Here is a 15069-nt window from a genome sequence, read left to right on the forward strand (position 1 = left end):
GCAGCCTTGTGATCCGTGCGGCCGCAAGCCCGCACACCGTAAAGCCCGCACACCCGTAAGCCGCACATCCGTAGGCCCGCACATCCGTAGGCCCGCACACCCGTGCCCGTACCCGCACGCCCCACCGCGCGCCGGAGAGGAGCAGCCCCCGTGGCACCCAGGACCGCCCTCGCGCCCGACCCGCACGGCCCCGGCGGCCGGCTCCAGCCGCTGGACGACGCGGGCGCCCCGCTCGGCCCGCCCGAGACCGTCCGTGACCTCGCCGCCGCGGTCGCCGCCCGGGAGGCCGCCGGGAGCGATCGTCCGCCGGGGCCCCGCTGGGTCTGGGCCGCCGCCGACTCCGCGTACGCCCCGCTGCTGGCGCGCCTGCCCGACCGGCTCGCCCGCTGCCACGACCTGCGGCTGGTCGAGGCCCTGCTGCTGGCGCACGAGGGCAGGTTCGGCGCGCCCCGCTCGCTCGGCGCCGCCTGGTCCCGGCTGCGCGGCCTGCCCGTCCCGGCGGACCTGCCCGAGCCCGGCCTGGCCGAGGCCGACGGCGGCCAGGACACCCTGTTCGCCCCCGACCGGCTGCAACTTCCGCCCGGAGCCGACCCGTTGGCCGCCGTGGTCGCCGTCCACGCGGAGCAGCAGCGCCGGATCGCCGCGATCGCCGACCCGGGCGCCCGGCAGCGGTTCCGGCTGCTGGTCGCCGCCGAATCGGCCGGCGCCCTGGTGGCCGCCGAGATCGCGCACGACGGGCTGCCCTGGCGCACCGACGTCCACGACCGGCTGCTGACCGAACTCCTCGGCCCCCGCCCGACCGTCCCCGGCACCCAGCCGCGGTTGCTCGCCGACCTCGCCGCCGAACTCCAGCAGGCCCTCGGCGGCAAACCGTTCAACCCCGACTCGCACACCCAGGTGCTGCGCGCCTTCGCCGACGCGGGCATCCAGCTCGGCTCCACCCGCTCCTGGGAGCTCAAGGGCATCGACCACCCGGCCGCCCAGCTGCTCATCCGCTACAAGGAGCTCTCCCGGATCCACGTCGCGCACGGCTGGGCCTGGCAGGACGCCTGGGTCCGCGGCGGCCGCTTCCGGCCCGAGTACGTGGTCGGCGGCGTGGTCTCCGGCCGCTGGGCCAGCCGCGGCGGCGGCGCCCTGCAGATCCCGCGCATCCTGCGCCGGGCCGTGGTCGCCGACCCGGGCTGGCTGCTGGTGGTCGCCGACGCCGCCCAGCTGGAGCCCCGGGTGCTCGCCGCGCTCTCCCAGGACGCCGGGCTGGCCCGCACCGCGGCCGGCGGCGACCTGTACGAGGCGCTCGCCGCCACCGCCTTCCAGGGCGACCGGGAGAAGGCCAAGCTCGGCCTGCTCGGCGCCATGTACGGGCAGACCAGCGGCGACATCGGCCCGCTGCTGAACACCCTGCGCCGCCGCTACCCGGCCGCGATGGGCTACGTCGAGGCCGCCGCCCGCACCGGCGAGGACGGCGGCGTGGTCGCCTCCCGGCTGGGCCGGGTCTGCCCGCCGGCCTCCGCCGACTTCCTCGACCTCACCGAGGCCGACACGGCGGGCGAGGCCGGCGGCCGCACGGCCCGCGCCCGCGGCCGCTTCACCCGCAACTTCGTCATCCAGGCCAGCGCCGCCGACTGGGCCCTCGCCCTGCTCGCGGCGCTGCGCCGGCGGCTGGCCGAACTGCCGGCGGCCGGCCCGGCGGACCGCCCGCACCTGGTGTTCTTCCAGCACGACGAGGTGGTGGTGCACACCCCGGCCAACCTGGCCGACGAGGTGGCCACCGCCGTCGCCGAGGCCGCCGACGAGGCCCGCCGCCTGGTGTTCGGCGACACCCCGGTGCGCTTCCCGCTCACCACGGCGGTGGTGGACTGCTACGCCGACGCCAAGTAGCCGACGCCGAGCAGCGCCACCGCGGCCGGGATCAGGGCTTCCGGGATCAGGGCTTGCGGGATCAGGGCTTGCGGGATCAGAGCTTCCGGAATCCCCGCGCGTCCTCGGCCGCCGCGACCACCTCGGCCAGCCCCGCCCCGGTCGAGGCGGTGACGGCGGCGGCCACCGCGCCCTCCACGAACGGCGCGTCCACCAGCTTCACGCCCGGGCGCGGCTCGTCCTCCAGCACCGTGACGGCGGTGAGCACCGAGCTGCCGAGGTCCGGCAGCACGACCACGCCCGCCCCGCCGTCCGCCCGCGCGATCGCCCCGGCGATCAGCTCGTAGCTGGTGCCGAGCCCGCCGTCCTCCGTCCCGCCCGCGACCACCACCCGTACGCCGTCCGGGGCGAGTTCGCCGAGCAGCTCGCGCAGCCCGTCCGCGAGCCGGGCGCTGTGCGAGACCAGAACAATGCCCACGTTTTCGCTCATGCCGTCGACCCTACGGTCCGGTCCCACTGCTCCGGGAGAGTGACCGGAATCGTGCGTGTCGCACCCCGTGCCCACCACCCCCGTCTGGCGTAGCGTCGGGGCAGGCTGTTGCGTCCTCACCAAGGGAGCGAAGAGCGTTGAAGAAGCTGATCAACACCCCGGAGAGCGTCCTGGAGGACGCCCTGGCCGGCTTCGCCGCCGCCCATCCGGAGCTGACGGTGGACATCCCGAACCGGGTGATCACCCGGGCCGCCCGCGCGGCCGGGCCCAAGGTCGCACTGATCTCCGGTGGCGGCTCCGGCCACGAGCCGCTGCACGGCGGCTTCGTCGGCCCCGGCATGCTCGACGCCGCCTGCCCGGGCGAGGTGTTCACCTCCCCCGTTCCGGACCAGATGCTCGCCGCCGCCAAAGCGGTGGAGAACGGCGCCGGCGTCGTCTTCGTCGTGAAGAACTACACCGGCGACGTGATGAACTTCGAGCTCGCCGCCGAACTGGCCGCCGAGGAGGGCCTGGAGGTCCGCACCGTCCTGGTCAACGACGACGTCGCGGTCGAGGACTCCACCTGGACGGCCGGCCGCCGCGGCACCGGCGCCACCGTGCTGGTCGAGAAGACCGCCGGCGCACTGGCCGAGCGCGGCGCTCCGCTGGACGAGGTGGCCGCCCTGGGCGAACGGGTCAACGCCGCCTCCCGCTCCTTCGCGATCGCGCTCACCGCCGCCACCGTCCCGGCCGCCGGCAAGCCCGGCTTCGACCTGCCCGAGGACGAGATCGAGGTCGGCGTCGGCATCCACGGCGAACCCGGCCGGCGCCGGGAGAGGCTCCGCCCGGCCCGCGAGCTGGCCGCCGAGGTCGTCGAGACCATCCTTGCCGACCACCACCTGACCCCGGGCGACGAGGTGATCGCGCTCCTCAACGGCCTGGGCGCCACCCCGCTGCTGGAGCTGTACGTGGTCTACGGGGAGGTCGCCGCCCGGCTCGCCGAGCGCGGCATCACGGTGGCCCGCAGCCTGGTCGGCAACTACGTGACCAGCCTCGACATGGCGGGCTTCTCGCTCACCCTGACCAAGGCCGACACCCAGCTGCTGGAACTCTGGGACGCCCCGGTCGACACCCCCGCCCTCAAGCGGGCCTGAGGAGGATCCGCGATGGACCCCGACACCCCGATGTCCGGCGCCCCGATGTCTGGCACCCCGATGTTCGACACCACGCCGGCCGAGGCCTGGATCCGCGGGATCGCCGCGGCCGTCGAGAAGGAGCAGTCCCGGCTCACCGAGCTGGACTCGGCGATCGGCGACGGCGACCACGGCAGCAACCTCCGGCGCGGCTTCGCGGCCGCCCTCACCGCCCTCGACGGCCTCCGGCCGGCCGGGCCCGGCGCCGTCCTCACCAAGACCGGCACCACGCTCATCTCCAAGGTCGGCGGCGCCTCCGGCCCGCTCTACGGCAAGGCCTTCCGCGCCATCGGCGCCGCCCTGCCCGGGCCCGCCGACCCGGCCGCCCTCGCCGAGGCCCTGTCCGCCGGGCTGGACGCCGTCCGCCTCCTCGGCAAGGCCGAACCCGGGGACAAGACCATCGTGGACGCCTGGACCCCGGCCGTCGCCGCCTTCCGCGCCGCGGCCGCCAAGGGCGCCGCCCTCCCCGAGGCCGCCGGCGCGGCCGCCGATGCCGCCGAACAGGGCGCCCGCGACACCGTCCCCCTCCGGGCCCGCAAGGGCCGCGCCTCCTACCTCGGCGAACGCAGCATCGGCCACCAGGACCCCGGCGCCACCTCCACCGCCCTCATCTTCCGCGCCCTCGCCGACACCCTCACCGACACCACCGCCCACGCCTGAGCCCCACCCCCCTCGCCCCTCTTCTCCCCGCGCCCCGACCGGGGCGCGGGGAACCTCGCCCCGACCAGACCCCCGCCCGCACCACGCCCCGCGAACCCCGGCCGCACCCGCCAGCCGCCGATCAACCGTCCGTCCGCGCGATCAGCAGCAACAACGCGTCGTCCCGCAGGTCCCCGCCGGTGTGCGCCATCAGGTCCCCGTACACCCGCCCCACCGCCGCCTCCAGCTCCCCCGCCGAGCGCGCGGCTCCCCGCACCAGCGCCCCGACCCGCTCCGCCAGCGGGTAGAACTCCCCGCTCGTCCGGTGGCGCGCCTCGATCACCCCGTCCGTGCAGAGCACCAGCACGTCCTCCGGCCCGAACGGCTGCCCCCAGGTGGTCGGTTCCCCGGTGGCCAGTCGGCCGAGGCCCAGCGGCACCCACGGGTCGGGCGCGTCCAGGACGTGGACCCGTCCGTCGCCGTCGACCCGGATCGGCGGCACGTGCCCGTACTGCAGCAGTTCCATCGCCCCGGGCATGCGGAATTCCGCGAACAGCGCCGTGGTGAACTCCCCGTCCGGCACGTGCCGTTCGACGCTGGCCTCGATCCGCGCGGCGACGCCCCGCAGCTCGGCCTCGTCGTACGCGGCCTCGCGGAACGCGCCCAGCACCACGGCCGCGGTCTGCACCGCCGCGAGCCCCTTGCCCCGGACGTCGCCGACCGCGACCCGGGTCCCGTGCGGTGTCTCCAGGACCGAGTACAGGTCCCCGCCGATCCGCGAGGCGTCCGCCGCCGACACGTACCGGACGGCCAGCCGCAGCGGTCCGACGACCGGTCCGGGCAGCCGGAGCAGTGCCCGCTGGGCGGCCTCGGCGACGGAGCTGACGGCCGCGAAGGCCGCCGCGCGCCGCATCCGGATCTTGGCGACCCAGGCCGAGAACAGCGTCAGCACCAGGTAGCTGACCATCGCGCCGTAGAGGAAACGCGCGTCGTTGATGTTGTCGACCTCGTCGTAGTGGCTGAGCCCGAACACCGCGAGCAACCCGAGCGAGCAGACCGCGAGCAGCTCGCGGGGCCGCAGGGTCAGTGCCGCGATGGCCGGCACGACGGTCATCAGCGGGGCCAGGTAGCGGTCCTTGCCGGAGAGGAAGTCCGCGAGCGCGACCAGCAGGATGGCGAGCAGCGACGGGGCGGCGCGCCGCCAGAGCGGCACGTCCTGGAGGTCGGCGGCCAGCAGGGCGCCGCGCTGCCGGTCCGGCGGCAGTCCGGCTGCCTTGGGAGCCGAGGGGGACTGGGCGCGGCGGATCGGAAACACATATCGAACATAAGGGACGATCACGACACCCACCCGCCCACCCCGTCGCCTACGATGCAATGCACCTCCCCCGCCACCCCACGGAATACCCCACAGGGGTATGGTGTCATCATCGTAGGAACCCGCACCGATCTTCCGGAGGCCCCGATGTCCAGCACCATCACCTACACCGTGTCCGGCATGAGCTGCGGCCACTGCGAGAAGGCGATCAGCGAGGAGCTCTCCGCCCTCGCCGGTGTCACCGAGGTCGCCGCCGACGCCAAGGCCGGGACCGTGACGGTCTCCTCCGCCGCGCCGTTGGAGGACGAGCAGGTCCGCGCCGCCGTCGACGAGGCCGGCTACGAGCTGGTCGGCCGCAGCGCCTGAACCACCGAGGTACGGCGGGGCCGGACCAGCGGCCCCGCCGTACGCCCAGCAAGGAGCTGATCCGCATGAGCACGTCCGCCCCGGACCTCGAGGCCCGGGACCGGGTCGAGCTGTCGATCGGCGGGATGACCTGCGCCTCCTGCGCGGCCCGGATCGAGAAGAAGCTCAACCGGCTGGACGGCGTCGAGGCGACCGTCAACTTCGCCACCGAGAAGGCCCGGGTCGACTACGGCCCCGGGGTCACGGTGGCGGACCTGATCGCCACGGTCGAGCGCACCGGCTACACCGCCGAGCTCCCCCCGCCCCCGGCGCCCGCCGCCCCCACGCCGGCCGGTCCCGAGCCGACCGGTCCCGCCGCCGCGCCCGAGCAGCCCGCCGCCGACCCCCTCCGCGACCGGCTGCTGATCGGCGCCGTGCTCAGCGTCCCGGTGGTCCTGCTGTCGATGGTCCCGGCCCTGCAGTTCACGAACTGGCAGTGGCTGGCCTTCGCGCTCACCGGCCCGGTCGTGGTGTACGGCGGTCTGCCGTTCCACCGCGCCGCCTGGACCAACCTCAAGCACGGCGCCGCCACCATGGACACCCTGGTCTCGCTCGGCACCCTGGCCGCCTTCGGCTGGTCGTTCTGGGCGCTGTTCTGGGGCCACGCCGGCCTGCCCGGGATGCGCCACGACTTCTCGCTCTCCGTCGGCGACACCGATCCCTCCTCCGCGCTCTACCTGGAGACCGCCGCCGCCGTCACCGTGCTGATCCTGCTCGGCCGCTGCCTGGAAGCCCGCTCCAAGCGCCGGGCGGCCGCCGCGCTGCGCGCCCTGCTCGACCTCGGCGCCAAGGACGTCGCGGTCCTGCGAGGAGGCCGCGAGGTGAGCCTGCCGGTGGACCGGCTGACCGTCGGCATGCGCTTCGTGGTCCGCCCCGGGGAGAAGATCGCCACCGACGGCGTGGTGGCCGAGGGCAGCTCCGCCGTGGACGCCTCGATGCTCACCGGCGAGTCCGTCCCGGTCGAGGTCACCGTCGGCGATCCCGTCACCGGCGCCACCGTCAACGCCGGGGGCCGCCTGGTGGTCGAGGCCACCCGGGTCGGCGCCGACACCCGGCTGGCCCGGATGGCCCGGCTGGTCGAGGAGGCCCAGAACGGCAAGGCCACCGCCCAGCGGCTGGCCGACCGGGTCTCCGCCGTCTTCGTCCCCGCCGTCATCCTGATCGCCCTGGCCACCCTGGTCACCTGGCTGCTGGTCACCGACAGCCCGACCGAGGCCTTCACCGCCGCCGTGGCCGTCCTGATCACCGCCTGCCCCTGCGCGCTGGGCCTGGCCACCCCGACCGCGTTGCTGGTCGGCACCGGCCGCGGCGCCCAGCTCGGGATCCTGATCAAGGGCCCCGAGGTCCTGGAGTCCACCCGCGCGGTGGACACCGTCGTCCTGGACAAGACCGGCACCGTCACCACCGGCCGGATGACGCTGCTCGCCGTCCACACCACCGACACCACCACCGAGGCCGAGGCGCTGCGCCTGGCCGGCGCCGTCGAACACGCCTCCGAACACCCGATCGCCGCCGCCATCACCGCGGCCGCCACCGAGCGGACGGGCGAGCTACCGCCGGTCGAGGGCTTCCGCGCCGTCCCCGGCCGGGGCGTGGAGGGCGTCGTGGCGGGCCGCACGGTGGTCGCCGGGCACGAGGCCCTGCTCGCCGACCGGGCGCTGCACCTGCCGCCCCCTCTGGCCCGCGCCAAGGCCGCCGCCGAGGCGGCCGGCCGCACCGCCGTCGCGGTCGGCTGGGACGGCGAAGCCCGGGCCGTCCTCGAGGTCGCCGACACGGTCAAGCCGACCAGCGCCGAGGCGATCACCCGGCTCCGCGCGCTGGGCCTGCGCCCGGTGCTGCTGACCGGTGACCACCGCGCGGTCGCCGAGGCGGTCGCGGCCGAGATCGGCATTCCCGCACCGGACGTGATCGCCGAGGTGCTCCCCGAGGACAAGGTCGCGACGGTCGAGCGACTGCAGGCCGAGGGCAGGGTCGTCGCGATGGTCGGCGACGGCGTCAACGACGCCGCCGCGCTCGCCCAGGCCGACCTGGGCCTGGCGATGGGCACCGGCACCGACGCCGCGATCGAGGCCGGCGACCTCACCCTGGTCCGCGGCGACCTGCGCTCGGCGGCCGACGCCATCCGGCTCTCCCGCCGCACCCTCGCCACCATCAGGGGCAACCTGTGCTGGGCCTTCGGCTACAACGTGGCGGCGATCCCGCTGGCCGCCGCCGGACTGCTCAACCCGATGATCGCCGGGGCCGCGATGGCCTTCTCCTCGGTCTTCGTGGTCACCAACAGCCTGCGCCTGCGCCGCTTCCGACCCGCCTGAGCCCTGGCCCGGGACGGCCCCCCTAAGCCCTGACCCCGCACAACGCGAGGGCCCGGACCGCCGTCGGTCCGGGCCCCTCGCCGTACGTCAACGTCCCAGCAGCTCGCCACCGTTGCAGTGCAGGATCTCGCCGGTGATGAACCCGGCCTCGGGCGAGGCGAGGAAGTGCACGGCCGCCGCGACCTCGCCGCTCTCCCCGATCCGGCCGAGCAGGGTGCGGGCCGCGCGCCGGGCCACCTCGGCCTCGTCCAGCCGCGGCCCGAAGAACTCGGTGCCGCTGACCGTCCCCGGCGCGACGATGTTGGCGGTGATGCCCGAGGTGCCCAACTGGGCGGCCAGGAAGTGGTTCCAGGCGTGCAGCGAGGCCTTCGCCGCGCCGTACGAGCCGGCTCCGCGCAGGGCGGCGATGGAGCTGATGGTGACCACGCGGCCGGAGCCGGGGGTGAGCCGGTCGCGGATCGACTCGGTGAGCAGCACCACGGTCAGCACGTTGCGCTCGAAGTCGCCCCGCCAGCGGGCCAGCAGGGCGTGCGGCCCGCCGCCGACGACGGTCTCCCGGCTGCCGGCGTTGTTGACCAGGACGTCGATCTGCTCGGGCAGTTCGCGAAGGGCGTCCTCCACGGCATCCGGGTCGGCGAGGTCGCACACCAGCGGGGTGACGTTCGGTCCGAGGTCGGCCGCGGCCTTCTCCAGGACCGCCCGGCGGCGGCCCACGATCACCACGTGGTCGTCCAGCTCGGCGAACCGCCGCGCGACTTCGTACCCGATTCCCGTGCCACCGCCGGTGACGACGACGTTCCTGGCCATCTGCGCACTCCCTCCCCAGTTCCGCCGTCGCGCTGCGAGTGTGCGCGACGGTCCGTACCGGAATGCCACGATTCCTATCACGCTCGGTTGCCGTGACTGCGGGGAGGGTGACGTCCCGCCCGAGTGAAGGTGTGGTATGGGCGGGGTACGACGCGCACACGGAGCGTGGCGAGAGGCAGCTCACACCCCCCGGGCGTAACTTCTCGCACCCTGATACGTCTTAGGTTGGTAGTGCGGCAGTTTTTCCGGTGGGCGAGGACACACTGAACGGCAATGTGTCCCCGCACTTGCATCGGCTGCCGCCGACGGGGCTCCGGCGGGCCCCGGGAACGGTCGTCGTCCTCGACGGCCTTCGCGCACGGCGCCGGGGTTCTGGCGGGCCAGGGACGCTTTGAGCGGCCGTCCACGGCTGCGGCCGGCCCCGGAGTCGTGCGTCGTACGGTTCCGTCTTCGCGCGGCCCCTCCGGGGGTACGGCGCGGGGACGCGAAGGGGCCCGGTCGCTCAGACGGCAACCGGGCCCCTTTCAGCTTCCGTCCGGGCCGGAGCCCGTCGTCGGCGTCGTCGCGCGCGTGGTCAGCGGCCCTCGAGCGGGACGTAGTCGCGGATCGCGGAGCCGGTGTAGATCTGGCGCGGACGGCCGATCCGGCTGGTCGGGTCGTTGATCATCTCGTGCCAGTGGGCGATCCAGCCCGGCAGCCGCCCGAGGGCGAACAGCACGGTGAACATGCTGGTCGGGAAGCCCATGGCGCGGTAGATCAGGCCGGTGTAGAAGTCCACGTTCGGGTACAGCTTGCGCGAGATGAAGAAGTCGTCCTTGAGGGCGTGCTCCTCCAGCTTGAGCGCGATCTCCAGCAGCTCGTCGCTCTTGCCGAGCTGGCCGAGGACCTCGTGCGCGAGCAGCTTGACCTGGGCGGCACGCGGGTCGAACGCCTTGTAGACCCGGTGGCCGAAGCCCATCAGCTTGACGCCGGCTTCCTTGTTCTTCACCTTCGTGATGAAGGAGTCGACGTCGCCGCCGTCCTTCTGGATGCTCTCCAGCATCTCCAGGACCGCCTGGTTGGCGCCGCCGTGCAGCGGGCCCCACAGGGCCGAGATGCCGGCCGAGATCGAGGCGAACAGGTTGGCGTGGCTGGAGCCGACCAGGCGCACGGTGGAGGTCGAGCAGTTCTGCTCGTGGTCCGCGTGCAGGATGAGCAGCTTGTCCAGGGCGTTGACGACGACCGGGTTGAGCTCGTAGTCCTCGGCGGGGACGGCGAAGGTCATCCGCAGGAGGTTCTCGACGTAGCTCAGGTCGTTGCGCGGGTAGACGAAGGGCTGGCCCATCGCCTTCTTGTACGCGTACGCGGCGATCGTCGGCAGCTTGGCGAGCAGGCGAACCGTCGACAGGTGGCGCTGGGCCGCGTCGAACGGGTTGTGGCTCTCCGGGTAGAACGTGGACAGCGCGCCGACCACCGAGGACAGCATGGCCATCGGGTGGGCGTCCCGCGGGAAGCCCTGGAAGAAGCGCTTGACGTCCTCGTGCAGCAGGGTGTGCTGGGTGATCTCGCGGCTGAACTCCGCCAGCTGGTCCGCGTTGGGCAGCTCGCCGTTGATCAGGAGGTACGCGGTCTCGATGAAGCCGCCCTGGGAGGCGAGCTGCTCGATCGGGTAGCCGCGGTACCGCAGGATGCCGTTGTCGCCGTCCACGAAGGTGATCGCGGACTTGTACGCGGCGGTGTTACCGAAGCCGTTGTCCAGGGTGACCAGGCCGGTCTGCGGGAGCAGCTTCGAGATGTCGAAGCCGGCGTTGCCCGCAGTGCTCTCGACGACGGGGTACTCGTACTCGCCGTCCTGGTACCGCAGTACTACCGAGTTGTCGCTCACGTCTTCCTCACCGACGAAATGAATCCTCTTCCAAGGTGCCCTGACTGTCTCTACGATCCCCCATCCGGAGGACAGCCGCGCACCCGGGGTGACCCGAAAGGGCCCGCCCCTACAAAACCTGCCGCCGCAGCCGGTACGAACCGGACAAGATCGGCACAAGCCTAGGTTCTGCCGTAAATCTCTTCACGTCAAGAGAACATTAGAGGCAACCATCCTGCTGGACAATCATCCAGTAGTCAGCCGGTGATCGAGCGCGGTATGCCTCCGACCTGCGCTGACAGCCCGAACAGCCTGTCCGATCGCCTTCCGTGACCCGACCAGCACCACGAGTTTCCGGGCCCTGGTCACAGCGGTGTAGAGCAGGTTCCGCTGGAGCATCGTCCAGGCGGACATAGTGACCGGAATCACCACCACCGGGTACTCGCTGCCCTGCGAGCGGTGGATCGTCACCGCGTACGCGTGGGCCAGCTCGTCCAGTTCGTCGAAGTCGTACCCCACCTCCTCGTCCTCGTCGGTGAGCACCGTCAACCGCTGGTCGTCCACGCTGAGGGCGGTCACCACTCCCACTGTGCCGTTGAAGACCCCGTTCCGCCCCTTGTCGTAGTTGTTGCGGACCTGCGTGACCTTGTCCCCCACCCTGAACGTCCGGCCACCGAAGCGGCGTTCAGCCAGACCCTCCCGGGCCGGCGTCACCGCCCCCTGCAGCAGGGTGTTCAGGTTCCCCGCGCCCGCCGGACCGCGGTGCATCGGAGCCAGCACCTGGACGTCCCGGCGCGGGTCGAAGCCGAACTTCTGCGGGATCCGGCGCGCCACCACGTCCACCGTGAGCCCGGCCGCCCGCTCCGCGTCGTCCTCCGCGAACAGGAAGAAGTCCGCGAGACCCTCCGTCAGGGGCGGCCTGCCCTCGTTGATCCGGTGCGCGTTGGTCACCACGCCCGACTGCTGCGCCTGCCGGAAGATCCTGGTCAGCCGCACCGACGGGATCGGCCCGCCCGCCGCCAGCAGGTCCCGCAGCACCTCCCCGGCACCCACCGAGGGCAACTGGTCCACGTCCCCCACGAACAGCAGGTGAGCGCCCATCGGCACGGCCTTGACCAGCTTGTTCGCCAGGATCAGATCCAGCATCGAGGCCTCGTCGACCACCACCAGGTCCGCGTCCAGCGGCCGGTCCCGGTCGTACGCGGCATCCCCGCCCGGCTTCAGCTCCAGCAGCCGGTGCACCGTCGAGGCCTCCATCCCGGTGAGCTCCGACAGCCGCTTCGCCGCCCGGCCGGTCGGCGCCGCCAGCACCACCTTGGCCCGCTTCGCCAGCGCCAGCGTCACGATCGACTTCACCGTGAACGACTTGCCGCAGCCCGGACCGCCCGTCAGCACCGCGACCCGCTCGGTCAACGCCAGCCGCACCGACTGCTCCTGCTCCGGCGCCAGCTCCGCCCCGGTCCGCTTCGCCAGCCAGTCCAGCGCCACCGGCCAGTCCACCCCGGCGAACCAGGGCATCCGGTCCGTGCCCGAACGGAGCAGCCGCAGCAACTGGTTGGCCAGCGAGATCTCCGCCCGGTGGAACGGCACCAGGTACACCGCGGTGATCGACTCGCCGCCCTCCCCCGGCACCGACTCGCGCACCACCCCCTCGGTCGCCACCAGCTCCGCCAGGCAGTCGATCACCAGCCCGACATCCACCTGCAGCAGCTTCACGCCGTCCGCGATCAGCCGCTCCTCCGGCAGGAAGCAGTGCCCCTGGTCGCTGCTCTGCGACAGCGCGTACTGCAGCCCGGCCTTCACCCGCTCCGGGCTGTCGTGCGGGATCCCCACCGCCTGGGCGATCCGGTCCGCCGTCAGGAAGCCGATGCCCCACACGTCCCCGGCCAGCCGGTAGGGCTCGTTCTTCACCACACCGATCGAACCGTCGCCGTACTGCTTGTAGATTCGCACAGCCAGCGAGGTCGACACCCCGACCCCCTGCAGGAAGACCATCACCTCCTTGATGGCCTTCTGCTCCTCCCAGGCCGCCGCGATCTTCTTCGTCCGCTTCGGCCCCAGCCCCGGCACCTCGATCAGCCGGTCCGGCTCGGTCTCGATCACCTCCAGGGTGTCCACCCCGAAACGCTCCACGATCCGCTCGGCGAACCGCGGCCCGATCCCCTTGATCAGCCCCGAGCCCAGGTACCGCTGGATCCCCTGGATGGTGGCCGGCAGCACCGTCGTGTAGTTCTCCACCGTGAACTGCCGCCCGTACTGCGGGTGCGAGCCCCATCGCCCGTGCAGCCGCAGCGACTCCCCGACCTGCGCCCCCAACAGCGCGCCCACCACGGTCAGCAGATCGTTCCCGCCCCGGCCGGTGTCCACCCGGGCCACCGTGTAGCCGGTCTCCTCGTTGGCGTAGGTGATCCGCTCCAGCACGCCCTCGACCTGCGCGAGCTGGCGCGGCTGCTGCTCCGACGGCGCCTGCTTGCTCACCGGACCCCCTTCGACCGGTACGGGTGGATCATTCCGCTACGCACCGTACCGCCCGGCCCCGACAACCCCACAGCCCGGAGCCCGCGGATCCACGCCCGGAGGCTGCCGTGCAGCGCCTCCGCCGAGGTGCCAGGCTGTGAGTAGGCAGGGGGACCGTCGACCGCGCCCCGCCCGGGCCGGCCCCGTCCGAGGAGCAGTGCCGACATGCTCAACACCGCCTTCCGCCCCGGCTCCCCGAACTGGCTCGACCTGAGCAGCCCCGACACCCGGGCCTCCGTCGACTTCTACACCGCCCTGTTCGGCTGGACCTTCGCCTCGGCCGGCCCCGAGGCCGGCGGCTACGGCTTCTTCCAGCGCGACGGCCGGACCGTCGCCGCTCTCGGCCCGCTCACCGAGGAAGGCGCCCGGCCCGACTGGACGCTGTACTTCGCCACCCTCGACGCCGACCGCACCACCGAACTGGTCGAAAAGGCCGGCGGCCGCGTCCGGTTCGCCCCCTTCGACGTCTTCACGGCGGGCCGGATGGCCGGCTACACCGACCCCACCGGCGCCGACTTCGCCGTCTGGCAGCCGCACGACACCCGCGGCCTGGACCTCGTCGACCAGGAGGGCAGCCTGTGCTGGGCCGAGTGCCACAGCATCGACGCCGAGCTCGCCAAGTCCTTCTACCGCACCGTCTTCGACTGGCAGGAGCAGGACGTCCCGTTCGAAGGCACGAGCTACACCGTCCTCACCCCGGCGGGCGGCGGCACCGACGACGCCCACGGCGGCATCGTGCAGCTCGGCCCCGAGCAGACCGCCGCCGGCACCAGCTCGCACTGGCTCCCGTACTTCGAGGTCCCCAACACGGACGCCGGCCTCGCCATCGCCACCAACCTCGGCGCGACCGTGCGGATCCCCGCCACGGACGTCCACGGCGTCGGCCGCCTCGCCCAGCTGGCCGACCCGCACGGCGCGGTGTTCGCCGTCATCACCAGTGCCGAGCCCGGGGAGTGACACCGGCTCACCCCTCCCTATCAGCCCTCCCCATCACCCCTCCCCCGGATCGCCCCTCCCCGGAGCGGGCCTCAGAAGGGGCCTGAGGGGGTGCTACGGGCGTAGACACGTAAGGGTGGGCAAGAAGAGGGCTTCTATTCTCTGATCATGAGCGACACGACCGATCTGACGATCCGCCCGGCGACCGAGGCGGACCTCCCGGCCATAGTGGCGATGCTCGCGGACGACCCGCTGGGCGCCACCCGCGAGAACCTCGACGACCTCACCGCCTACCGCACCGCCTTCGCCCGCATCGACGGCGACCCGCACCAGCACCTGGTCGTCGCCGCCCGCGCCGGCCGGACCGTCGGCACCCTGCAACTGACCCTCATCCCGGGCCTCTCCCGGCAGGGCTCCACCCGCACGATCATCGAGGCCGTCCGCATCCACGCCGACGAACGCGGCAGCGGACTCGGCACCGTCCTGATCGAGTGGGCCATCGAGCGCTCCCGCGAACTCGGCGCCGAACTCGTCCAGCTCGCCTCCGACGCCACCCGCACCGACGCACACCGCTTCTACGAGCGGCTCGGGTTCGTGCCGTCGCACGTCGGTTTCAAGCTGAAGGTCTGACACGGCGCCCGAGTCATCGCCCGAAATACCGTCCGGAAACCGTCCGGAAATGCGAAGAACCCCCATCCGGGATCCGGATGGGGGTTCTTCTGAAAGATTGTTCGGCGGCGTCCTACTCTCCCACAGGGTCCCCCCTGCAGTACCAT

12 protein-coding genes are annotated in these 15069 nt (G+C 73.1%); 7 read left to right on the forward strand and 5 right to left on the reverse strand.

Features of this window, described 5'->3' with window-relative positions; translation table 11 throughout:
- Positions 1-150: 150 nt before the first annotated feature.
- A complete protein-coding gene (locus ACIBEC_RS25785; protein ID WP_360503558.1) occupies positions 151-1878 on the forward strand; it encodes a bifunctional 3'-5' exonuclease/DNA polymerase in 1728 nt (575 codons plus the stop codon).
- 76 nt (positions 1879-1954) lie between these two features.
- On the opposite strand, the gene dhaM is transcribed toward ACIBEC_RS25785, so the two are convergent.
- Positions 1955-2347 (reverse strand): dihydroxyacetone kinase phosphoryl donor subunit DhaM, encoded by a 393-nt coding sequence (gene dhaM / locus ACIBEC_RS25790; protein ID WP_360503561.1) that lies wholly within the window; start codon positions 2345-2347, stop codon positions 1955-1957.
- Positions 2348-2484: 137 nt separating this feature from the next.
- Between dhaM and dhaK the strand changes: the two genes are divergently transcribed.
- A complete protein-coding gene (gene dhaK, locus ACIBEC_RS25795; RefSeq protein WP_360503564.1) occupies positions 2485-3480 on the forward strand; it encodes a dihydroxyacetone kinase subunit DhaK in 996 nt (331 codons plus the stop codon).
- 60 nt (positions 3481-3540) lie between these two features.
- Complete coding sequence (gene dhaL, locus ACIBEC_RS25800) at positions 3541-4179, forward strand: dihydroxyacetone kinase subunit DhaL (RefSeq protein WP_360503590.1); 639 nt, start codon at positions 3541-3543, stop codon at positions 4177-4179.
- Positions 4180-4300: 121 nt separating this feature from the next.
- Here dhaL and ACIBEC_RS25805 read toward each other — a convergent pair whose 3' ends face one another.
- Positions 4301-5473, reverse strand: coding sequence for a PP2C family protein-serine/threonine phosphatase (locus ACIBEC_RS25805; RefSeq protein WP_360503566.1), 1173 nt, complete (start codon positions 5471-5473; stop codon positions 4301-4303).
- Between the two features lie 147 nt (positions 5474-5620).
- Here ACIBEC_RS25805 and ACIBEC_RS25810 point away from each other — a divergent pair, with 147 nt between their 5' ends.
- The gene (locus tag ACIBEC_RS25810) at positions 5621-5839 is read left to right on the forward strand and encodes a cation transporter (protein ID WP_360503569.1); all 219 of its coding nucleotides are present in this window, start codon (positions 5621-5623) and stop codon (positions 5837-5839) included.
- 65 nt (positions 5840-5904) lie between these two features.
- Complete coding sequence (locus ACIBEC_RS25815) at positions 5905-8190, forward strand: heavy metal translocating P-type ATPase (protein WP_360503572.1); 2286 nt, start codon at positions 5905-5907, stop codon at positions 8188-8190.
- Positions 8191-8277: 87 nt separating this feature from the next.
- Here the strand turns inward: ACIBEC_RS25815 and ACIBEC_RS25820 are convergent, their stop codons facing one another.
- The 3 genes from ACIBEC_RS25820 to ACIBEC_RS25830 all read right to left on the reverse strand — a co-directional run bounded on the left by ACIBEC_RS25820 (position 8278) and on the right by ACIBEC_RS25830 (position 13318).
- The gene (locus ACIBEC_RS25820) at positions 8278-8997 is read right to left on the reverse strand and encodes an SDR family oxidoreductase (protein WP_360503574.1); all 720 of its coding nucleotides are present in this window, start codon (positions 8995-8997) and stop codon (positions 8278-8280) included.
- A gap of 574 nt (positions 8998-9571) precedes the next feature.
- On the reverse strand, positions 9572-10861 hold the full coding sequence (locus tag ACIBEC_RS25825; protein ID WP_360503577.1) for a citrate synthase: 1290 nt from the start codon (positions 10859-10861) through the stop codon (positions 9572-9574).
- A 225-nt stretch (positions 10862-11086) separates the two neighbouring features.
- Positions 11087-13318 carry an ATP-dependent RecD-like DNA helicase gene (locus ACIBEC_RS25830; RefSeq protein WP_360503580.1) on the reverse strand — a complete coding sequence of 744 codons (2232 nt, stop codon included), beginning with the start codon at positions 13316-13318 and terminating at the stop codon, positions 11087-11089.
- Positions 13319-13522: 204 nt separating this feature from the next.
- On the opposite strand from ACIBEC_RS25830, the gene ACIBEC_RS25835 reads away from it, so the two are divergent.
- Positions 13523-14314 carry a VOC family protein gene (locus ACIBEC_RS25835; protein ID WP_360503583.1) on the forward strand — a complete coding sequence of 264 codons (792 nt, stop codon included), beginning with the start codon at positions 13523-13525 and terminating at the stop codon, positions 14312-14314.
- A 147-nt stretch (positions 14315-14461) separates the two neighbouring features.
- Positions 14462-14923, forward strand: a complete 462-nt coding sequence (locus ACIBEC_RS25840; RefSeq protein ID WP_360503585.1) for a GNAT family N-acetyltransferase — start codon at positions 14462-14464, stop codon at positions 14921-14923.
- Positions 14924-15069: the final 146 nt, after the last annotated feature.

The organism is Kitasatospora sp. NPDC051164 (assembly GCF_044455625.1).
Classification (GTDB): Bacteria; Actinomycetota; Actinomycetes; order Streptomycetales; family Streptomycetaceae; genus Kitasatospora.